The following is an 18,547-nucleotide window of genomic DNA, read 5'->3' on the forward strand; positions in this document are numbered from 1 at the left end:
CCTTCAAGCCAGGCCGCCGAGGTCCTCCGGTGGATCGCCGGTACCGAGATGGTCCGGCCCGAGATCGGTCAGCGCGCATTCCAGACACTCGATGTCGAGCCGCAACATGCCGCCGCGGGAGAACATCAGCACCACACTGCCGGCCGGCGCTTCCTGCGCCGGGTAGAATTCGATCCCGATCAATTCGAGCGATGTCTCCGGTGCGCCGATGTCGATATTGCGCGACTTGCAGGCGAGCACGCGATCGAACCGGAGCGCCGCGATCAGCCGGCCGGGGATCGGATCGCCCGACAGCGTCTGCTCCCAGTCGAGCCGATGCAACCCGACCACCAGCCGCTTCTCGGCCTGACGCCAGACGATGTCGCCGGTTTCGACGCGCGCGTCCTGGACGTGGGCCGAGATCACCGCGAGATCGTCGGGATCCAAGGCGAGAAGTTTAAGCTGACCCAAGGCAGCCCCCGCAGCAACACTCACCCGCTGATGCGCTCGATGGTGGCGCCGCAGGCCGACAGTTTTTCCTCGAGCCGCTCGAAGCCGCGGTCGAGATGATAGATTCGGTTGACCATGGTCTCGCCTTCGGCGGCCAGCGCCGCGATCACCAGCGACACCGAGGCGCGCAGGTCGGTCGCCATCACCGGAGCGCCGCGCAGCTTGGCGACGCCATCGATGGTGGCGGTTTCGCCGTCGAGCTGGATGCGGGCGCCGAACCGCGCCAGCTCCTGCACGTGCATGAAGCGGTTCTCGAAGATCGTCTCGGTGATATGCGAGGCGCCCTTTGCGCGGGTCATCAGCGCCATCAACTGCGCCTGCAGATCGGTCGGGAAGCCGGGGAACGGCGCGGTGGTCACCGTGACCGGGCTGATGCCGGCGCCGTTGCGCGCGACCTTGATGCCGTCGTTGTTGACCGTGATGGTCACGCCGGCCTGCGTCAGAACATCGAGCGCCGATTGCAGCAGCTCCGGCCGCGCGCCGGACAGTTGCACCTCGCCGCCGGTCATCGCCACCGCCATCGCATAGGTGCCGGTCTCGATCCGGTCCGGCAGTACGGTATGCCGCGCGCCGTGCAGCTTCGAAACGCCCTCGATCATGATGCGCGGCGTGCCGGCGCCGGTGATCTTGGCGCCCATCTTGTTGAGGCAGTCGGCGACGTCGGTGATCTCGGGCTCACAGGCCGCATTGGCGATGATCGTGGTGCCCTTGGCGAGCGCCGCCGCCATCAGCGCGACATGGGTGCCGCTGACGGTGACCTTGGGGAATTCGATGGTCGCACCCTTCAAGCCGCCGGGCGCCTTGGCGACCACATAGCCGGCGTCGATCGACAGCTCGGCGCCGAGCTTTTCCAGCGCCATGATCAAGAGATCGACCGGGCGGGTGCCGATGGCGCAGCCGCCGGGCAGTGACACCTTGGCCTCGTGCATTCGCGCCAGCAGCGGCGCGATCACCCAGAAGCTGGCGCGCATTTTCGAGACCAGATCGTAGGGCGCAGTGGTGTCGATGATGTTCTTCGCCGAGATATGCAGGGTCTGGCCCTGATATTCGTGGTCGCCGGGGCGCTTGCCGACGGCCATGATGTCGACGCCGTGGTTGCCGAGAATCCGCTGGAGCAACGCGACGTCGGCGAGCCGCGGCACATTGTCCAGGATCAGCGTCTCGTCGGACAGCATCGCGGCGATCATCAGCGGAAGCGCCGCATTCTTGGCTCCCGAGATCGGGATGGTGCCATGCAGCTTGTTGCCGCCGATAATGCGAATGCGATCCATGCCGATTCCCGCTGTTTGCCGTGGAATTATACGGCACGAGAGCCGCTTGTGGCAAAAGCGTGGAATTTAAGGCGATTTCAAGAGCTGACGCGATGCCAAGACCCGAAAGCAGCCGAATCGGCGGACCGTGTGCCCGCCGACCCTCTCCCCGAAGATGCGGGGAATTCTTACCAGCGGTCGCCGTAGGTCCGATAGTCCCGGCGCCGCGGTTCCCGGAAGGAAACGCGCGGATTGACGTTGCAGTCGGCCAACCGTCCCGACGCAGCCGCCCGGCACTGGTTGTACGACGCATAGCTGCAGTCGCCCGGATAGCCATAGCCCGGCGACGTCAGGCAATAGGGATAGTCGCGGGCTTCAGCCGGCGTTCCCGCAGCCAAGAAGCCGGCGACAACCGCTGAGGTTGCCGCAAGAACAGTCGCGCTGCGACGCCAGATCAAGCCCTTCAAACTGTGTTGCATTATGATTTCCTCGGTGGTTTGGCGGACCAACCCTCTGCGGTCGCGCTCGTTCCAGGCCCTCCACGAGCTCGCTCGGGCGCGCTCGTTCGTGTGAGCGGACGCTCCTTTCCTACGCCGTTCAAGTTCCAATGCAAACAATCGCCGAGCGTTATCGCTCTGGCGGATTCAGCCGATGTTCCTTCGGAACGGGGCGCCAACCGCATCGTTCGTCCCCAGTGCAACCGCACGAATCGAACAACCAAGGAGGATTCATGAGTTTCCGAATGTCCCGGATCGCCGGCATGGCTGCGGCTGTGTTGTTGGCCACCACGATGATTGCTGGCGCGCAGAGCCAGACGGATACCCGCGGCAATGCGATGGGATCCGAGCGGGTCGGCAACGGCCGCGCCATGGAGCGCGGCACTGTCGCGCCGGCGCCCGGCATGACCACGGGGTCGAGCGGTCGCATGAATGGCGCCAATCATCCGACGCCGCAATCGACCCAGGGCGACGTCGGCCCGGAAGGCAACAACAACGGCACACAGACAGGAACATACCGCCGCTGATTTGCGAAACGCGGCGCGGAGTCTGCGTATCAAACATTCAAAGCCCCGGCCCGCGCGGCCGGGGCTTTTTCATGCGCAGCTCCCGCCGCGACGGCGACCAGGTTGATTACGACATTGACGAGCGTGAACGTGGCCAGACTCATCCGAGGACCATGATGCGCTCCTGCGTTCCCTCATAGAAGCATGGCCGGGGCTTCAATGCTGTCCTTCGACCCGCGGCATGGTCGTGTCAGTTCGCCTTATCAACATCACCGTGCGCATTGTGCTGGACGTCTCCGGACTCGCCTTCACCCGGCTCCTGCGCGGCGCGGCCGCGGGCTTGCAACTTGCGTCGCTTGAGGTTTTCCCGCAACGCGTCACGCAGCCTCGCCTGCCGGCTGCCGGTGTCTTGCTGCGGTCGAACAGGCTTGTGGTTCATGGCATGGTTCGCTTGCGGCCCTTGGCAATCGTCGCGGATGTCATTGCAGTCCCTGGTCAGCATTGAAATCATCGATTTCGGAGCGACAAATGTCCAATGACACTTATGCGCTGGCGGCGACGGCGCAACAGACATTCGCCGCTTGGCGTCGAGCGCTTCCTTCGGGAAACGTGACGTTGCTGCGACCGCTGTTGGCCGAGAACGTGACGTTCTATTCGCCGGTGATTCAATCGCCGATCCAGGGCCGAGAGGCGGCGCTGCTGGTGCTCACCGCAGTCGCCGCCGTGCTCGAAAACCTGCGCTATCGCCGGACTTTCGTCGGTGGTCCGCAAGACGCGGCGCTCGAGTTCACCGCCCAGAACGGCAGAGTGCAGCTCACTGGCATCGATCTGATCCGTTTCGACGCCGAGGGGCAGGTCGTTGAATTCGAGGTAATGATGCGGCCGTTAATGGCACTTTCGGCGATCGCCGAACTCGTTGGGAGCCGCGTCGGGCTGCAGTTGCTCGAAATGAAGCTCAAATCCGACCCGGGCTAAAGTCGAACGGCGACACGGCTGCAGCGGGCCTCGCCATCCCGTTGTTATGTCTCATGCTTCGCAGGGGAGTAAAATTTCGTCCAGAGACCGGATTTTCCTCCTTCCTGACGTGCGGCGCGCTTGCGCCGGAGGATGCCCTGTGGCAAGGATCGGCCCGCCGCACGGGAGCCCTCGAGGCTGATTCCCGTTGCGGCCTATGCTGCCGTAGCTCAGTGGTAGAGCACTCCCTTGGTAAGGGAGAGGTCGTGAGTTCGATCCTCCCCGGCAGCACCATTACACCCAATAAAATCAATGGGTTAGTCGGCAGCGCGGGCGCGGCTATAGATCTTCCCACATTGATTTCCCACACTGCTCACAGATTAGAATTCGCTGTCGCGGAGCAGCGAACGCGGCTTGAGCTATCGGATCAGAGGCCGACCGCGAATGGATGTCGGCCCCGCCGCACCGATGATTGATCCGTCCGGATTAATGCCGGGATCAAGCCACTCCATTTGACTTAGCCCGGCGTTCAAACCCGCCTTGCCAAATCCGCCGAATAGATCGGCAAGCAGTTTGTTGCTGTCACCCGCGTGGCCTGCTGCGTCGAGTTCGAGCGCCTGCACCCCGGCCGAGCCCTTCTTGTAGCCGCCGATCTGGCCGAGCGTCCCGGCGTCGCGCGCCTGGCTCCGGCTGATCGTGCCTAGCAGATCGCCGAAGGACTGCAGCTTGCCGCGCGCGTCGCCCTGCTGCAGGCCGAACGCCTGGGCGATGGCCTGCTTGTTGTCGATCTCGCGGTTGACCACGTCGGACGACGATGCCGGCAAAGCGGTGCCGGGCAGCGCCGTGCCGCCGCCGACCGCCGACCGGTACATATCGGACAACTTCGTCGCCCGATCCGCGAGCAGCGTGCCGAAGCCCGCGTAGCGGTTGAGCGCCCCGCTGTTGATGCCGCTGGCTTCCATGTCGAGCGCCTGCTGCCGGGCGCGCTCGGCGCTGTTCACCCCCAGCCGCGCGTTGTTGACTTCGTCCTGCGCGGTGCCGGCGAACATGGACGACAGAAGCGTTGAGCCGGCGCCGGCGCCGGCCAGAAGAAGCGGAAGCATCACTAAACCTCAATGAACCGTGGCCTCCTGGTGAGGCGCGTGTTGAGTTGCGTTAAGCGAAGCGAGCATCGCGCGAAGCGGCGCGCCGCGCTTTTCGATGCGGTCCCTCAAGCAAAGAGCCTCGATCTCGACTTTAAGCAGCGCGACGTGATCCAGATAATCCAACAACCGGTCCAGCGGTTCGCTGGCGGTCACCTGCTCGCTTGTCTTGCCGAGAACCGCGGCGATGCCCAGCGCGCCTGCAAGGCCAGTCACGCGCAGATCCCCGCGAAGCTTTCCAGTGAAGCGCTCCGCAAAGCCAGAACTGAGCGTGATGATTGAACCGCGTAGCCGACTAGCTACACCCTCTGAGACTTCGGCCATACCGGGGCGCTCGACGAGGTTCAGCAGGGTGCTCAGACCCCACAACACGTTGTCGATCATGACGTCTGGATCAAGCGCGGCAGTAAAGGCATCCGCCGCGGCCGATGCCATGTCATCGGCCGCCGCCTCTTGGCTGGCGCCGGGCCGCGCAGTCTGCTCAAAATTATCTTCTTGAATAAGGGCGTCGGTCATCTGATCACGCTTAACCTCGCGGCCGTTTTCGTTCTGTGATCGGTGGCGAACCGACATTCTCGCTGAGGTCAAGATACCTCATCTGAGGCCGCACGCAAACGGTGATCGGCTATCGCCCTGAGAGTGGTAGCGGATTTCAATGTATGCTATCTGGTATCGATCAAATCATCGCGCCGGGAAATGACCATGTTCGGGCGGAAAGCGAAGCAAGAACCCAAATCCAGCTGTGATGTGGCCCGCGACCAGCAGACCGCCTCACGTCAAACAGGCGCCTATATTCCCGTTCCTGAACGCTGGATTGCAGAATCTGACGCAGCATTCGAGCGGCAGTATCGGTCGTCCGCTTTCGAACGCCTTATCCCTGCACATCAGCAGCAAATCGCACCTATCATCTTTCTTCATTCATCAGCAAAGGCGATGCTGCTTGCCCATTTTGAGGGGAACGGGCCAGCTTCGCCATCGGTCCTGTTTGAAAGCCTGAGCCGTTGTTTCTTCGAATCTGTCGACGCGACGATCGATGACATCTGCACGGATCTAGTAGTCTTAGCTGATAATGACCCCAGCGACCTAGAGGACCCCAACTTGCTGTCGAACGCCTCGCTCGTAGAAAATGATGAAGGCTGCCACAGCCTTCAACGCTACCATGCTCGCTTATTGCGCCAACATTTATCTGGCCGGGGACGCAGCGGACTGGTGGCATTCCGCCAAGCTCTGACAGCGCTTAGAGCAACGGGGCTTTTCAAGGGGAACGAGATAGCACCCTTGGCGATCGACTTCTTTCCATCCCTTGCCCACCGCGAGAACGAGCTTCTAGAACGGCGCGCGGCGCTCACGTGGCGACCCGAAACCGGCGTAGATCAAGTCGTATTCTTGTGACACGCCATAGCTCAAAAATCCCAGCGGCGCGCGATTTTGTGCGGGCTTCCGACGCAGCCTGCGTTTCCGTGGCCAAACCATCCCCAGGGGGTAAGCCCGGCCGCCGGCCAAGCCTTGGCAATGGCCCGCCACGCAGCGCGTCAGCCGAGCACGCGATAGACGCTGGCGCGGCCAATCTTTAGACGTCGCGCAATGTCGGACGGACCGATGCCCTCATTCTTCATTGCGCGCACTGCATCGGCGTCGATTGTCGCCTTCCGGCCCTTATAAACCCCGCGGGCCTTCGCGTCGGCGATACCCTCAAGTTGGCGCTCTTTCCGTAGGTTCGTCTCGAATTCGGCGAACACGCCGAGCATGTCGAGAAACGCCTTGCCAGCGGCCGTGCTGGTATCGATGGGCTGCTCTGTCGCGCGCAGCGTGGCGCCGCGCGACTTCACGGCCCGGACGATGTCCTGCAGATCGCCAATGCTTCGCGCCAGGCGGTCAATTCGCGTGACCATCAGCACGTCGCCCTCTCGTAGAAAGTCCAAGATCACCTGCAGCTCAGTCCGCCCAGCCCGCGTCGTTCCGCTACGCTTTTCCGACCGGACTAGATCACACCCGGCCGCTTGCAATGCCGTCTTCTGAATTTCGAGATTTTGGTCAGTCGTGCTGACCCTCGCATAGCCAATCTTTGTCATGTGCTGTTGACCGTCTCGTTAGGTTCTAGACTACGCGCATAGCTGTCTCAGACCCGTCGAAACCGACGCGAATGAGACAGCGAAAGCGTCTCGTTGGATCGCCTTGCACGGGTACACTCAAACGAGACGCGCCGCCGCGGCCAGCTTCTGCCAGCAACCGGCGCTGTCGCGCCGGCTGCTCGGGGCGCAACCTTACGCACCAGCCAGCAGCGCCGCGCACCGCGACCGAACCGCCGCGCTTTCCGCGTGCTTATGAAAAATGAACAACTCGTCGAGGTGGTGCAGCATGTCGTCAAAACGGCGTTGAATGCGAGCGGCGCGCAGATCCTTCTCGATCGCTGAAACGATCGCCGCCTCAGTCGCTGGCGTCGGCGCGGCGTCGCGGCTCCAAACAACACGGATTTTCGCCCTGGCAGCAGGTCGTGCGGTGACACTCATCGTAGCTTCCTCTCTCGCCGCGTTTCTAGGGCAGCGAAATTGCAATCCGGGGCTAGAAACGCCGGCTACGTCGGCCCTCTCGCGTCTTTAGGTGACGAACGCCCTGGACATTCACGCAGAGACCCCGGATTTGAATGGCTGTTAGCAAGGGAGTTTCTAGTTCCCGTGACCGCACGCTAACTAATCAAATTATTGTATGTCAACGCTCTCGATGTATTGATACATCGCCTTACTAACTACTGATTTGACATACACACGAACGCGTTGCTTTTTCACCTGGAGAGTGACCCCGCACAGCATCAGGAAATCGCATGACGACGAAGTTCATGAGTGACGCCGAGGCGGCCGCCCGGCTCAATAAAACGGTAGGGCAAATCCGCAGGCTGAGGCACAAGGGAAAACTCGGTTATCTGCCAGGACGCCCCGTCTTGATCGGCGAAGACGACATTGAAGCATATCTCCGAAACGCTAGGTGCCGACCTTCCGCATACGGCAGCACAACGATAGAAGCATCTACACCTGTTGCGCAAAGAGACATTCACGCCGAAATGGACCGCCGCGTCCGAAGGGCGAAATTGAAGGCCAAATCCCGCTCAGCGCACCGTGTAAAGGGCTGAGCGAATTCTAAAAGCTGGTGGCAAACTACTTGAAATCGCGGCAGTTAGATCGAAGCGGTGGCGCTCAATCAAATAGGCCGCCTTTGCGCCTCTGCTGCGGCGGCGCCCTCCCCTGGCTAGGGCCGGCTTCACGCTGCGCAAGCTGTGCCTCAACCTTCTGAAGCGCCGCGTTGATTTCATTTGGCGTCATCTCGTGAGGCGCCTTTTCGTCGTCGGCGTCCTGATCCGCAAAGAACCCGCCAGCGCGCAGAAGCGAATTGACTGCGGATGCTTTCGCTGCAGCCGTCGCTTTGGGGTCGAGACAAATGGCGACCGCCGTCCGGTAAGCGATTATCGCGCCCTCCGTTCGCATCTTTCGTGTGAGAGCTTCGCGCGCGTCCTGTTCATCCATGCCATCGAAATCACCATCGTCAAATTCGGTCATCCGAAGATCCCTTCGTCATCGCCACCAGCACCGGCCGCTTGACTGGTCAACTTCGCCAACCTGGCCTCGGCCGCCGCAAGCTCCGTCCGCGCCAGTTCCAATTCGGGGCCGGCGCGCCGCTCGGGAGGCTCAGCAGCGAGCAAACGCCTCACCTCGCCATTCTGACGCGCCCGCACCGCCGCGGCCTCCCTGGCAACTCCCGAGCCTGGTTTCCGGGCTCGGTGCCAGGCCCGATGCGCCTTTTGTTCATCGGGCGTCATGGCGGCCACCCGGACAGCCTGCTTGTTGGCATACGCGCTCTTGTCACGAAGCTTCCGCTCGAATTTCGCTCCACCCTTCGGCGTCGAACAATCCGGAAGCTGCATGACGTGCCACTGATCTTTCCGCGGCGTGCGACCGCCGTGCAGGTAGCAGCGACCGTTCGCCATCGGCCACTGCCGGCACGGCCCCATCCCGTGCTTTCGCTTGGCACCGCAACGGTCGATCGTGACGCGCTCAGCATTCCAGCGCGTAATTGCCTCTCGGCCGATCGCCAGAAATTCGACGGATTGACGCCAGCCTGATCGGCATGTCTTCGGCCCTCGCTGTTTCATCCGAGCACCCCGCCGGCAAAGCGCCCGTGAGGTATCGAGCACGCCAACGCTCGCGACGCTAATTGCCGAATAAATTCGGCCCTGCTGGCGATCCCAAACACCCGAGGGAGAAGGGCCGAAGCCTGCAGGCGGCGGAACGCCGGCCCTTCCCCGTAGGGGGGAACTTTGCGAAGCGAGCTTTGCGAAGCCTTGCGGTGCTGAAAACACTGAGCTTTGCGAGGCTTTGCAGGACTTTGCGAAGCGAGGCTTTGCGAGGACTTTGCGATCAATGATTTCAATGACTTAGTTGGAGCTTTGCGGTCCCGGCGGTGGACTTTGCTGTATGTCAGTTTGACGTACATTTTCAGCCCTCAATCGAAAATCGGCGCGGCAATTTCGGCGCCATCGGCCACCGTCGACCAAGCCGGCTGGAATTTTTCCGGAACGACGACATACCCGAACGTCGCTCTGCCACTGTCGTCTTTGCCCACACGTTCCTCGCGAATAGCGCCGCGCCGCAGTAGGTCATTCATCGCCTTGGTGACCTTCGCATCGTCGAACGCGGCCAAAGCGTCGGGGCCAACCGCGCGCAGCACCTTGAGCGCGAAGTATTGGCTGTTCGGCTTCATGTTGATGCGTTCGGCCGGATTGCTGGCCAACGTCGAAAATATTGCCTGTTCGGCGGCCTGCCCGATGCTTAAGGCCACGGCCGTTTCCATCGATAGGGCAGCGGCCGGTTGCGACCCGGCCACGATGTCGAAGGCACCCCGATTGTATCGAATGATCAGCTCCGACCCCTTCGGGCCGTAATTCGACTTCATCCCGCGCAGCACGCGCGTGTTGCCACGGTCCGACCCCTTCGGGTGTTCGAGATACAGCCGCGATCGGGCCGCGTTGCTCCAAGCCGTCGACCCGGACGTGCCTTGGCCTGACGACCTCCCGGAAACCGAGGGATGGCCGAGGGCGAGCACCGAACCGCCAATTTCCTGTGCCAACCTGCCGAGGCACGATTTCACAAATGCGCTGACCTGAGCGCGGTCGATCTCCGAGCCGGCGAAAACGTCGGCGATCGTGTCGACGATCAGAACGTCCGCGCCGAATTCTTTCGCGGCGCCGGCCAGTTGGTGCCACACGGGCTGCAACTTCAGAGCGCCGGTCTGTCGGTCCCACAGCGCGAAAACGTTGTCGAAGTGCTTGCGGGGGAACAGACGCAAATTTGCCAGATCCGCGCAGTCAATACCAAGCGCCTTGTTGATGTCGGTCTGCCGCCGAAATAGTTCGTCTTCGCTGTCTTCGCAGAAAAAACCCATCACCCGCGACGGCCGCGTGATCTGCCCAAGCCACGGCTGGCCGATCGCGGCGCAGGTTGCGAATTGCATTGCCAACAGCGATTTGCCGACGCCACCGTCACCGTAAAGCAGGGTCACTTCACCCTTCGGCACCCATCCGTCGACAACCCATTCGCGCGGCGGCGGCGTCCTGCCGGCCCATGTGGTCGGGTCAATAGACACCAAGGGCTCGATCTCGCGCGCCTGTATGGAAGGCGTGGTTGAGGCCGCCCCAAAGAGGCTTTCTGGCTCGTATGGGATTTCGTCGAACCACGCGTCGACCCGCTTGAACGCGCCGCTGCTGTGCTGCTCGGCCAGCTCGTAGAGCCAGTTCGCGCCGCGGCGGAATGGCGGCTTCATGCGCCGCCAGTCGGCGGCGACGACGTCCGGATCATTCTCGCCGTCCTCCCACCTGGCGCACCAGTCGGCGAAGATTTCGAAAGCCTCGGGCTCGTCGTCCGGGAGCGCAGCCTTGATCGCATAGCCGAAGTCTCGATACGCCTCGCGCGAGCCGAACGCGGCCGAAGTGTTCGGCGTGGCGGCGACGGCGTGGCGTACCTTCTCGATATCGCCTCTGAGAGAGGCTTGCGCGATCTCGGTTGTCGCGCCTTCCGTGACGATCTCGCCGGTGTTCGGCAGGATGCGCCGCAGCTCGGCCATGAACGCCTGAACTTGCTCGGGTGAGAAGATCGGGAGCTGGTGCCGCGGGACAAGTGGCGTCGTCCAAACATAGGGCTGCCTGGTCTTTGGGTGAATACCACGCGCCACAAACTGGCGCCCGTCGGACAGACACTCGACGCGCGACACGCGGCGGCCCTGTTCGTTGAGCGGCCCGAACTCGACGCGGCAATAAGGCATCGGCGCGCTGAGCTGCATCAGATACAGCGCCTTCGGCGCTTGGCCGATGCGGACCGGCAGCACACCGAAATGCTCCATGACTGCGATCAGGATCTTGCCGGCGCTCGTCTGGTCGAGCGTATCGGCGTCAATCGCAAAAGTTTGTTGGCCGGTCATGATACCGATGCCGGCGCCCATGCGCTGCCAGCGGTCGAGGTCGGCGGCGTCCGGGTCGGGCTGGTTGAGCCAGTCGTAGCCGTACCAGCCGTTCGTGCCGCGGACGCCGACCGCCTTGCCGCGTCTATCTTGCGGAGTGCCGATGCGCTTGAACAGCGACGACGTTTCGCTGATCGGCGCGTTCGGCGGGATGATCGGAACTAAGCGCTTGTATCCGAGCGCGACGTAATCGGCGAAGGCCTGCGGACCAAGCGGCTTTTGAGCCGCACCAACGCGAGGCACCTGGCTTTCTGACGGGGGCTTTGGCAACGTCAGCAAGTCGCCTAGCTGTGGTAAAAGTTCCTGCATCGACGCGTCCACTAAGCTCGACCGGCAACGTCGCCGCCGCACCGAGCCCAATTCGGCAAGGTGAAGGCAACCAATCGGATCTTGCATTTGACGCGCCGTGGCGTTGCGCCCGCCGAATTCAGTGCGATCGCTAGTGCCGGCGTAGCGCCGCCTCGCGCAATTTCGTCAATCCTCGCGAGAATAGCGGGGAACGAGATTAACAACAGCCCGACGCAAATATCAGCCGCTTCGTCGCTGTCGGGCGCACGGCCGTCTCGCAGCTTCGTTTTCACGAAACGGCTCCACGCCGCCCAAAACCCGCCGATGAAATTGGCGTAGCCCGCCGGGGCGCCAGCGGCGGCGTAGTCGTCCAACGCACTACGGGCGGCCTTCCCCATCGGCGGCAGCTCATTTTCTTGGTAGCTCGTGATCATCACCGAGTTTCGCCAGGTCGCATCGCTAATCGCGACAACGATGCGCCGACCATCGCCGACGACAAAATCGTCAAGCGCCTGCCTCGCCAAAGTGAAATCGAGGTCTTGCGCGATGCGGTCAAAGACCGGCTCCAGGCCGGCGAGGTCGGCACCAGCCGGGCACTTTTCCCGGATGGCTGCTGCGCAGGGGCCGATGACTGTGTTCGCCGCCGCGATAGATTGCGCCCGCTTCATGCGGCCGCGGTGCTTCGCTCGCACACTCATGATCGCAGTGCAGCCGCTGCGATCTGCTTTCGCGCTGCCCGCGCTTCTTTGCCGCGATCACGCGGCGTCCAGTCGGGCGCCGCGGCCATGAGAGCGATCAGGCTTTTCGTTTCAACCAACGTCCGACCGCCGAAGTCTCGGAACTTCAACTTCCCAGCCTTCGCATCGGCGTAAAGGCCCGCGATTGATCTTCCTGAAACTTCAGACGCCAGCTTCAACTGCAGAAGTTCGCGCTCGCGCCACGGCACTGACGGCGCCAACCGGGCTGTCTTCACAGCCGCGCGTTTCGCGGGCGCCGCTTCAAACACGGAATTGGAATTGACGCATGCCAAAGGCCTGTCCTCCTAGAACATTCTGGGGGTGTGAGAGCAGCCGCCAGGCAAATCTTCATGACAGGCAAATAGGCAAAGCGCGGCGCATGTGAAGATCTAAATAGTTGCTGATGTTGTCAATAGAATACGTTTTCATCCACTTATGGCATACGTATGCCGCAGCTAACTGATTGGTAATGAAGAAATAAGCAGTACGTGCAACACATAGGCCTTTTTGAACAGTGCGACCGGGCTCAAAGTCCGGCGCTTTCCAACAACGCAATGATGCTCAACGTCTTCACTAGCGCGCGGCCGCAGAGCCGGCGCATTCGAGCCGGTCTTCCGAGCCGCTCAATGCAGCGTGGCCAGCGTCGTGTCATTTCCATGCATTGGCAGCTGCTCAACCATGTGGCGCGTCCGGCGCTACCGCGCGCCTCGGCAAGCCGGAAATTCCGTCTATTCGGCGGCCTGCAGCGTGGGGCGGCCGACGATCGAGATCGCGTGCCTGCGCGCAAGATCTTCCGTCATGTCGACGATATACGCCGAATAGTGTTCCTCGATCATCCGGATCGAAGTGTCGTGCAGTGCGGCGACGAGGCGGACCGGCAATCCGGCAATCAGGCCGCGCACGATCGAGCTGTGCCGGAAGGCGTACATGATCGTGTCGTCGAGGACGCCGGCCGCGGTGATCGTCTTTTCCCACATGTTCCGAACCTCGAAAGCAGGCCCCCATGGGCGGCGCCGATCCCTCGTCCATCCTTCCGCGCCGCCGACGCGCTTCATCACCCAACGCCTCAGCAGCGGCTCATGGCCGCTGCGACCGATCAGGATCGGCCCGAGCCTCTCGACTACGTCGGCCGATACGGGAACGGCTGCAGGCGCCCGTGCGCGGCGCTTCCGGCCCTTGCGCGCCCCGGGCATCATGATCCTGGCGCGGTGGATCTGAACGTCGGCCACCGTCAGCCGGACGATCTGTGAATATCGTGCGCCGGTCGACGCAGCGATCAGCACCAGGTGGCCAAAATCGTCGTCGGTCTTGAACGCCGCTTCGACTAGATCGCAAACCTGCAGATCCGTAAGCAGCTGCATCCGGCCTTCGTCGAGGTCATCGGGCTCTTTCGCCCTGGTTCTGGTGCCGGCCTTCACCTCGGCAGCAATGTGGCCAGGCAATTGGCGGCGGTATTTGTCGGTCGCGGCGTTCAGCGCCGCCCTGAGATCGTTCAGCAGGCGGTTGAGCGACCCGGTCGACAGCTTGGGCTCAACGTCAGGCGGTTGCCCGCCCTTGGTGTAGGTCCGCTTCAACTGATCGAGCCAATCATCGATCAGCTTCGATGTGAGGTGCGAGAGTTTCACCCGACCGAGAGGACAGTCGGCGGGCAAGTGCAGCAAAAGATGCGAAGCCGAGCATTTCCCACCGGTGGCTACCCGGTGGCGTCGTTCCGAATAGGTCTCGACCACAGCGCGAACCGTCGGGACGCTCTTGCCGTCCTCGGTACCTTTGGTGGCCTCGGCGACAGCGGCCTGACGTTTGCTCCAATCCAGAGCCGCGGCAACGGCCGCCGGATAGCTCAGTGCGCCGTCGACCGCACCGTCGTCGTCGGCTGGGCCGAGACGCTCTTCGGCGCGCTCCCCGTCGATCACCACCTTCACAACCCAAACGCCGCCCCGCGGCCCTTTCCTATAGCCGAGCGAAACACCGCCGCGACCACCGCCAACGCCGTGCCAGTACGGGTTCTTCCGTGGATACAGCTTCGATCGCTTGGCGGCCGTATCGATCGAGCGCAGCTTAGACGCCGATCCAGGGGCGGCAGCCTCGTTTCGCTCGACCATGATATCTTCCCACAGAGCGCCCCACACAGAGGGGCAGGAATGCCGGTGAAGGGCACGGACAATCATAGGGAAGTAATCAACGAGCGAAAAGCTCTATTTTACAGGTGCTTATAGGGTTTATAGACATCATGGACATGCGTAAACCTCAACAGCAAAACAAGCGACCTGAGCGTGTATCTCCCTTGGTAAGGGAGAGGTCGTGAGTTCGATCCTCCCCGGCAGCACCAGCGCATTTGCGCATCAACACCTTGAAATTTTAGACGTTTTACATCCTTGCCGGGGCCGGCCTGGCCGGCAGCGGCGCCCCGATCACGCGATCGGAGGACGCTTGGTGTGCCAGTCGGTGATCGACTGATAGGCCTGCCCGGCGCGGGCGAGCACGTGCTCGGACAGATGCGGTCCGACCAGCTGGAAGCTCAGCGGCATCGCGTCGGACGCCATCCCCATCGGCATCGTGATGGTCGGGCTGCCGCTGAAGTCGAACGGCGCGGTGAAGCGAAGGATGTTCAGCAGGACATTCGGATCGGCGCCGTATTCGCCCATCCTGGTCAGCGTCGGAATCGGGACCGGCATAGTCGGCGCCAGCAGCAGGTCGATGTCCTCGAACAGCGCCGCCAGCCCGCCGGAGAATCTGAGTCGCTCGTGATGGATCGCCGCGATCTCGACCCCGGTCATCGCGTGGCCCTGCTCGATCAGTTGCGCAAGATCGGGGCCGTACTCCGATTTGCGCGACGGGTAGGTTGCGAGGTGGGCTTCAGCCGTCTCCACCGAGCACATCGGGATCCAGTGACCGACCAGCTTCTCATAGGCGGGAAGCCTCACCTCGCGGATCTCCGCGCCGAGATCGGCAAGCGTCCGCTCGGCTTCGCGCAAGCCCGCGACGACCTGCGGATCGATGCCATGCTCGGCATAGCTGCGATCGATGCCGATCCGCAGCCCCCGCACGCCGTCGTCGATCTGTGCGAGATAGTTCGGCACCGGCGCCTGCAACGTGGTGGGATCGTTCGGATCGGCGCCCGCGATGACGCCGAGCATCGCGGCGGCATCCGCCGCACTCCGGCACATCGGGCCGACGTGATCCAGCGAATCCGCCAGCGGAAACACGCCGTAGCGGCTGACCCGGCCCCAGGTCGGCTTGATCCCGGTCAGGCCGCAGGTCGCCGATGGAAACCGGATCGAACCGCCGGTGTCGCTGCCGATCGAGCCGTAGCAAAGCCCCGCCGAGGTTGCGACGCCCGAACCGCTCGACGACGAGCCGACCCAGTAATCGACATTCCACGGATTGAGCGGCGCAGCGTCGTCCGGATGATGACTGGTGTAGGCTCCCTCGGTCATCTTCAGCTTGCCGAGCGAGACAGCGCCGCCGCGCTCCAGTCGATCGACGATCGTCGCGTTGAACGAGGGTACGAAGGTGGCGTGGATCTTGGTGCCGCCTGCGGTCGGTGCAAAGGTCGTGTAGCACAGGTCCTTGAGGCCGATCGGCACGCCGTGCAGCGGGCCGCGCCAGATGCCCCTGGCGATCTCGTCATCCGACCGCTTCGCCTGCTGCATCGCGCGCTCGGCGAGAACGACTGCGTAGCCGTGGAAGCGCGGATCGAGTTTTGCAATGCGATCGAGCGACGCCTGCGTCACCTCGGACGGTTTCAGCTGCTTTCGGCGATAAAGGTCCGAGAGTTCGGTGATCGACTTGTAGTGCAGATCCGCAGTCATGTGATGCCCTGTTGCTTTTCGAGTCGGTTCGTCGGTCGGTGGGGAGGAGGCCCCACCGTCGCGGTCGTCTGCAAAACAGCTGTGCTTAGAACTGCACGCCGCGCGTCAAGGCGCCGTCGACGACCAGATTGGTGCCGGTGATGAAGCTCGCGGCGCGGCTCCCGAGGAACACCACCGCGTTCGCCATTTCCTGTGGCGTGCCCATCCGCCCGGTCGGATTCAGCGCCAGCGCTGTGTTGTAGAGCTCCGGGTTGCTGTCCTTGATCTGGTTCCAGACGCCGCCCTCGAAATACGTATTGCCGGGCGACACCGAATTGGCGCGGATGTTCTTCGGCGCGAGCTGAAAGGCGAGACCCTGGGTGTAATGGATGATCGCAGCCTTGAAGGTGCCGTAAGGCCCGCTGGCGAAATCGACCTCGCGCCCCGACACGCTGGAGATGGTGACGATCGCCGCGGCCTGGCTCTTCTCGAGATACGGCATCGCCGCGTCGACCAGACGCACCGTGCCCATCATGTCGGTCGCGAATTCCTTCTCCCAGCTCTCCTCATCCTGGCCGATCGCGAGCGCACTGACGTTGGCGACGACGACGTCGACGCCGCCGAGTTTGCTCGCCATGTCCGCGACCCAGGCCTTCAGCGCCGGACCGTTCGATACATCGACCGCTCCGCCGAAGGCGGAGACGCCTTTCGACCTGAGCGATGCGACCGTGCTGTCGACATCGGCCTGGTTGCGCGCGCAGATTCCGACATCGGCGCCTTCGGCCGCGAAGGTTTCGGCGACCGCCCGGCCGATGCCCTTGGTGCTGCCGGTGACGAGAACCTTGGCGCCCTTCAAACCCAAATCCATCTTTGTCTCCCTCCTCGCTCGCCTGCCCAACCGATACGGCGAGGCGGCCCGTTGAACAGATTGCCTTGCGGGGCGCGCGCCGTCGTCACAACAGCAGTTGCGCGCGCACCTTGTCTTCGTTGACGTCGTCGCCGACCAAGGAATGCGTGATCCGGCCCTTTTCCATGATGTAGCAGCGCTGCGCGATCGCCAGGATGGTGTCGAGATTCTGTTCGACGAAAATGATCGTGGTGCCGAGTTCGGTCCGGAACGATTTCAACGCCTCGCAGATGTGCTGCACGATCGACGGTTGAATGCCCTCGGACGGCTCGTCGAGGATCATCAACGCCGGATTGCCGATCAGCGCGCGCCCGATCGCGAGCTGCTGCTGCTCACCGCCGGACATCGTGCCCGCGATCTGCTTCCGACGCTCCTTGAGGCGCGGGAAGTACTCGTAGACCAGCTCGGGCAGCTTCTTGCCCCTCGGCCCGCCGATCAGTTCGCCGACCTGCAGGTTTTCCTCGACGCTCATTTGCGGAAACACGTCGCGGCCCTGCGGGATGTAGCCGAAGCCGGCGCGCGCCCGCGCGTCGGCCTGCAACGGCGTAACGTCGCGGTCCATAAAGGTGATGGTGCCGCGCCAGGAGTCGAGCAGGCCGATGATGCAGCGCATCAGCGTCGACTTGCCGACGCCGTTGCGACCGATCACGCCGACGATCTCGCCGCGCATGATCGTCATGTCGACGCCCTGCAGGATCGGCGTGGCGCCATACCCCGCCCACAATCCCGAAACCTCCAGAATGCGATCCGTGGGCAATCGTTCAGTGAGCATGGGTCTTCCCGAGATAGATCTCGGCGACCTGCTGGTCCTGCAGGATCGCCTCGAGACTGCCGCGCGCGAAAATCTTGCCGAGATGCAGAACGGTGACCCGCTGCGCGATCTGGCGCACGAACGCCATGTCGTGCTCCACCACCAGCACCGTCATGCCCCCGGCATTGAACGACTTGATCAGCTCGCCGGTCTTGAAGGTCTCCTCCGGCGACATTCCGGCGGTCGGCTCGTCGAGCAGCAGAAGCCGCGGCCGCAAGGCCAGCGCCATTCCGATCTCGAGCCATTGCTGCTGCCCGTGCGACAGCGCGCCGGCCATCTTGTCACGGTCCTGCGTGAGGTTGAGCAGATCGAGCAGCCGTTCCTCTTCCCTCGCGCGTTCCGCGCCGGAACAGCGCTCCTGCAGGGCGATCTGGATGTTCTGCAGCACCGGCAATTCCTTGAACACGCTCGGCGCCTGCATCTTGATGCTCATGCCCCGCTGGACCCGCGCATATGGGCGCTCCGCGGTGATATCCGCCGAATCGAACAGGATGCTGCCGCTGGTCGGCGGAAACAGTCCGACGATCAGCTTGAACAGCGTACTCTTGCCGGCGCCGTTCGGCCCGATCAGGCAATGGACCTCGCCGGCCTTCACCGTCAGATCGACGTCGGAGACCGCGGTCAGTCCGCCGAACCTTTTGGAGACGCCCTTCACCTCGACGAGCGACATT

At 62.9% G+C, this 18,547-nt stretch carries 22 protein-coding genes and 1 tRNA gene; 5 read left to right on the forward strand and 18 right to left on the reverse strand.

All coding sequences use genetic code 11. From position 1 onward, the window contains the following. Positions 1 to 3: 3 nt before the first annotated feature. From BMY71_RS00945 to BMY71_RS00955, 3 genes are all read right to left on the reverse strand, one after another. Positions 4 to 450, reverse strand: coding sequence for a DUF2948 family protein (locus tag BMY71_RS00945; protein WP_011504658.1), 447 nt, complete (start codon positions 448 to 450; stop codon positions 4 to 6). Positions 451 to 470: 20 nt separating this feature from the next. Beyond that, a complete protein-coding gene (gene murA, locus BMY71_RS00950; protein ID WP_011504659.1) occupies positions 471 to 1,760 on the reverse strand; it encodes a UDP-N-acetylglucosamine 1-carboxyvinyltransferase in 1,290 nt (429 codons plus the stop codon). Between the two features lie 167 nt (positions 1,761 to 1,927). Beyond that, positions 1,928 to 2,218, reverse strand: coding sequence for a DUF3551 domain-containing protein (locus BMY71_RS00955; RefSeq protein ID WP_011504660.1), 291 nt, complete (start codon positions 2,216 to 2,218; stop codon positions 1,928 to 1,930). A gap of 251 nt (positions 2,219 to 2,469) precedes the next feature. Here BMY71_RS00955 and BMY71_RS00960 point away from each other — a divergent pair, with 251 nt between their 5' ends. Then, on the forward strand, positions 2,470 to 2,763 hold the full coding sequence (locus tag BMY71_RS00960; RefSeq protein WP_011504661.1) for a hypothetical protein: 294 nt from the start codon (positions 2,470 to 2,472) through the stop codon (positions 2,761 to 2,763). A gap of 229 nt (positions 2,764 to 2,992) precedes the next feature. Here the strand turns inward: BMY71_RS00960 and BMY71_RS24230 are convergent, their stop codons facing one another. Continuing rightward, the gene (locus BMY71_RS24230; protein ID WP_347336012.1) at positions 2,993 to 3,244 is read right to left on the reverse strand and encodes a hypothetical protein; all 252 of its coding nucleotides are present in this window, start codon (positions 3,242 to 3,244) and stop codon (positions 2,993 to 2,995) included. Between the two features lie 26 nt (positions 3,245 to 3,270). Here BMY71_RS24230 and BMY71_RS00970 point away from each other — a divergent pair, with 26 nt between their 5' ends. Both BMY71_RS00970 and BMY71_RS00975 read left to right on the forward strand, forming a co-directional pair. Further along, complete coding sequence (locus BMY71_RS00970; RefSeq protein WP_092681089.1) at positions 3,271 to 3,717, forward strand: nuclear transport factor 2 family protein; 447 nt, start codon at positions 3,271 to 3,273, stop codon at positions 3,715 to 3,717. Between the two features lie 198 nt (positions 3,718 to 3,915). Further along, positions 3,916 to 3,990: transfer RNA gene (locus tag BMY71_RS00975), tRNA-Thr, on the forward strand. 125 nt (positions 3,991 to 4,115) lie between these two features. Here BMY71_RS00975 and BMY71_RS00980 read toward each other — a convergent pair. After that, positions 4,116 to 4,799: a hypothetical protein gene (locus BMY71_RS00980; RefSeq protein ID WP_092681091.1), complete on the reverse strand. Its 684-nt coding sequence runs from the start codon at positions 4,797 to 4,799 to the stop codon at positions 4,116 to 4,118. A 9-nt stretch (positions 4,800 to 4,808) separates the two neighbouring features. Then, positions 4,809 to 5,354: a hypothetical protein gene (locus BMY71_RS00985; RefSeq protein WP_092681093.1), complete on the reverse strand. Its 546-nt coding sequence runs from the start codon at positions 5,352 to 5,354 to the stop codon at positions 4,809 to 4,811. A 180-nt stretch (positions 5,355 to 5,534) separates the two neighbouring features. On the opposite strand from BMY71_RS00985, the gene BMY71_RS00990 reads away from it, so the two are divergent. Then, on the forward strand, positions 5,535 to 6,230 hold the full coding sequence (locus tag BMY71_RS00990) for a hypothetical protein (protein ID WP_139202571.1): 696 nt from the start codon (positions 5,535 to 5,537) through the stop codon (positions 6,228 to 6,230). A gap of 140 nt (positions 6,231 to 6,370) precedes the next feature. Here BMY71_RS00990 and BMY71_RS00995 read toward each other — a convergent pair whose 3' ends face one another. Both BMY71_RS00995 and BMY71_RS24235 read right to left on the reverse strand, forming a co-directional pair. Further along, the gene (locus BMY71_RS00995; RefSeq protein WP_092681097.1) at positions 6,371 to 6,910 is read right to left on the reverse strand and encodes a recombinase family protein; all 540 of its coding nucleotides are present in this window, start codon (positions 6,908 to 6,910) and stop codon (positions 6,371 to 6,373) included. Between the two features lie 192 nt (positions 6,911 to 7,102). Beyond that, complete coding sequence (locus BMY71_RS24235) at positions 7,103 to 7,348, reverse strand: hypothetical protein (RefSeq protein WP_139202572.1); 246 nt, start codon at positions 7,346 to 7,348, stop codon at positions 7,103 to 7,105. A 326-nt stretch (positions 7,349 to 7,674) separates the two neighbouring features. Between BMY71_RS24235 and BMY71_RS25540 the strand changes: the two genes are divergently transcribed. Beyond that, positions 7,675 to 7,965, forward strand: a complete 291-nt coding sequence (locus BMY71_RS25540) for a helix-turn-helix domain-containing protein (RefSeq protein ID WP_430715312.1) — start codon at positions 7,675 to 7,677, stop codon at positions 7,963 to 7,965. 64 nt (positions 7,966 to 8,029) lie between these two features. Here the strand turns inward: BMY71_RS25540 and BMY71_RS01000 are convergent, their stop codons facing one another. The 10 genes from BMY71_RS01000 to BMY71_RS01040 all read right to left on the reverse strand — a co-directional run bounded on the left by BMY71_RS01000 (position 8,030) and on the right by BMY71_RS01040 (position 18,546). Beyond that, a complete protein-coding gene (locus BMY71_RS01000) occupies positions 8,030 to 8,389 on the reverse strand; it encodes a hypothetical protein (protein ID WP_175557575.1) in 360 nt (119 codons plus the stop codon). Then, a complete protein-coding gene (locus BMY71_RS01005; protein ID WP_139202573.1) occupies positions 8,386 to 8,982 on the reverse strand; it encodes a hypothetical protein in 597 nt (198 codons plus the stop codon). The genes BMY71_RS01000 and BMY71_RS01005 overlap by 4 nt, the downstream gene beginning before the upstream one ends. Before the next feature lie 350 nt (positions 8,983 to 9,332). After that, positions 9,333 to 11,651, reverse strand: coding sequence for an AAA family ATPase (locus BMY71_RS01010; protein ID WP_175557576.1), 2,319 nt, complete (start codon positions 11,649 to 11,651; stop codon positions 9,333 to 9,335). An 11-nt stretch (positions 11,652 to 11,662) separates the two neighbouring features. After that, complete coding sequence (locus tag BMY71_RS01015) at positions 11,663 to 12,298, reverse strand: hypothetical protein (protein WP_139202574.1); 636 nt, start codon at positions 12,296 to 12,298, stop codon at positions 11,663 to 11,665. Positions 12,299 to 12,324: 26 nt separating this feature from the next. Further along, entirely contained in the window at positions 12,325 to 12,660 is a 336-nt protein-coding gene (locus BMY71_RS24240) for a hypothetical protein (protein ID WP_139202575.1), read from the reverse strand. Positions 12,661 to 13,095: 435 nt separating this feature from the next. Further along, positions 13,096 to 14,469, reverse strand: coding sequence for a site-specific integrase (locus tag BMY71_RS01020; protein ID WP_244525946.1), 1,374 nt, complete (start codon positions 14,467 to 14,469; stop codon positions 13,096 to 13,098). A gap of 309 nt (positions 14,470 to 14,778) precedes the next feature. Next, positions 14,779 to 16,179, reverse strand: a complete 1,401-nt coding sequence (locus BMY71_RS01025) for an amidase (protein ID WP_092681105.1) — start codon at positions 16,177 to 16,179, stop codon at positions 14,779 to 14,781. A gap of 85 nt (positions 16,180 to 16,264) precedes the next feature. Next, entirely contained in the window at positions 16,265 to 17,026 is a 762-nt protein-coding gene (locus BMY71_RS01030) for an SDR family NAD(P)-dependent oxidoreductase (RefSeq protein ID WP_011504665.1), read from the reverse strand. Positions 17,027 to 17,111: 85 nt separating this feature from the next. Next, the gene (locus tag BMY71_RS01035) at positions 17,112 to 17,837 is read right to left on the reverse strand and encodes an ABC transporter ATP-binding protein (RefSeq protein WP_092681107.1); all 726 of its coding nucleotides are present in this window, start codon (positions 17,835 to 17,837) and stop codon (positions 17,112 to 17,114) included. After that, the gene (locus BMY71_RS01040; RefSeq protein WP_011504667.1) at positions 17,827 to 18,546 is read right to left on the reverse strand and encodes an ABC transporter ATP-binding protein; all 720 of its coding nucleotides are present in this window, start codon (positions 18,544 to 18,546) and stop codon (positions 17,827 to 17,829) included. The genes BMY71_RS01035 and BMY71_RS01040 overlap by 11 nt, the downstream gene beginning before the upstream one ends. Position 18,547: the final 1 nt, after the last annotated feature.

This window comes from Rhodopseudomonas pseudopalustris (assembly GCF_900110435.1).
GTDB lineage: Bacteria > Pseudomonadota > Alphaproteobacteria > Rhizobiales > Xanthobacteraceae > Rhodopseudomonas > Rhodopseudomonas pseudopalustris.

What these genes read in the sequence shown, in the direction of transcription:
- BMY71_RS00980 (WP_092681091.1), bottom strand. Translation starts at nt 4,799, where the DNA reads ATGCTTCCGCTTCTTCTGGCCGGCGCCGGCGCCGGCTCAACGCTTCTG.
- BMY71_RS00985 (WP_092681093.1), bottom strand. Translation starts at nt 5,354, where the DNA reads ATGACCGACGCCCTTATTCAAGAAGATAATTTTGAGCAGACTGCGCGG.
- BMY71_RS00955 (WP_011504660.1), bottom strand. Translation starts at nt 2,218, where the DNA reads ATGCAACACAGTTTGAAGGGCTTGATCTGGCGTCGCAGCGCGACTGTT.
- BMY71_RS01030 (WP_011504665.1), bottom strand. Translation starts at nt 17,026, where the DNA reads ATGGATTTGGGTTTGAAGGGCGCCAAGGTTCTCGTCACCGGCAGCACC.
- BMY71_RS00990 (WP_139202571.1), top strand. Translation starts at nt 5,535, where the DNA reads ATGACCATGTTCGGGCGGAAAGCGAAGCAAGAACCCAAATCCAGCTGT.
- BMY71_RS00960 (WP_011504661.1), top strand. Translation starts at nt 2,470, where the DNA reads ATGAGTTTCCGAATGTCCCGGATCGCCGGCATGGCTGCGGCTGTGTTG.
- BMY71_RS01040 (WP_011504667.1), bottom strand. Translation starts at nt 18,546, where the DNA reads ATGTCGCTCGTCGAGGTGAAGGGCGTCTCCAAAAGGTTCGGCGGACTG.
- BMY71_RS24230 (WP_347336012.1), bottom strand. Translation starts at nt 3,244, where the DNA reads ATGCTGACCAGGGACTGCAATGACATCCGCGACGATTGCCAAGGGCCG.
- BMY71_RS01010 (WP_175557576.1), bottom strand. Translation starts at nt 11,651, where the DNA reads ATGCAGGAACTTTTACCACAGCTAGGCGACTTGCTGACGTTGCCAAAG.
- BMY71_RS00970 (WP_092681089.1), top strand. Translation starts at nt 3,271, where the DNA reads ATGTCCAATGACACTTATGCGCTGGCGGCGACGGCGCAACAGACATTC.
- BMY71_RS01000 (WP_175557575.1), bottom strand. Translation starts at nt 8,389, where the DNA reads ATGACCGAATTTGACGATGGTGATTTCGATGGCATGGATGAACAGGAC.
- BMY71_RS01035 (WP_092681107.1), bottom strand. Translation starts at nt 17,837, where the DNA reads ATGCTCACTGAACGATTGCCCACGGATCGCATTCTGGAGGTTTCGGGA.
- BMY71_RS25540 (WP_430715312.1), top strand. Translation starts at nt 7,675, where the DNA reads ATGAGTGACGCCGAGGCGGCCGCCCGGCTCAATAAAACGGTAGGGCAA.
- murA (WP_011504659.1), bottom strand. Translation starts at nt 1,760, where the DNA reads ATGGATCGCATTCGCATTATCGGCGGCAACAAGCTGCATGGCACCATC.
- BMY71_RS01025 (WP_092681105.1), bottom strand. Translation starts at nt 16,179, where the DNA reads ATGACTGCGGATCTGCACTACAAGTCGATCACCGAACTCTCGGACCTT.
- BMY71_RS24235 (WP_139202572.1), bottom strand. Translation starts at nt 7,348, where the DNA reads ATGAGTGTCACCGCACGACCTGCTGCCAGGGCGAAAATCCGTGTTGTT.
- BMY71_RS01005 (WP_139202573.1), bottom strand. Translation starts at nt 8,982, where the DNA reads ATGAAACAGCGAGGGCCGAAGACATGCCGATCAGGCTGGCGTCAATCC.
- BMY71_RS01020 (WP_244525946.1), bottom strand. Translation starts at nt 14,469, where the DNA reads ATGGTCGAGCGAAACGAGGCTGCCGCCCCTGGATCGGCGTCTAAGCTG.
- BMY71_RS00995 (WP_092681097.1), bottom strand. Translation starts at nt 6,910, where the DNA reads ATGACAAAGATTGGCTATGCGAGGGTCAGCACGACTGACCAAAATCTC.
- BMY71_RS01015 (WP_139202574.1), bottom strand. Translation starts at nt 12,298, where the DNA reads ATGAAGCGGGCGCAATCTATCGCGGCGGCGAACACAGTCATCGGCCCC.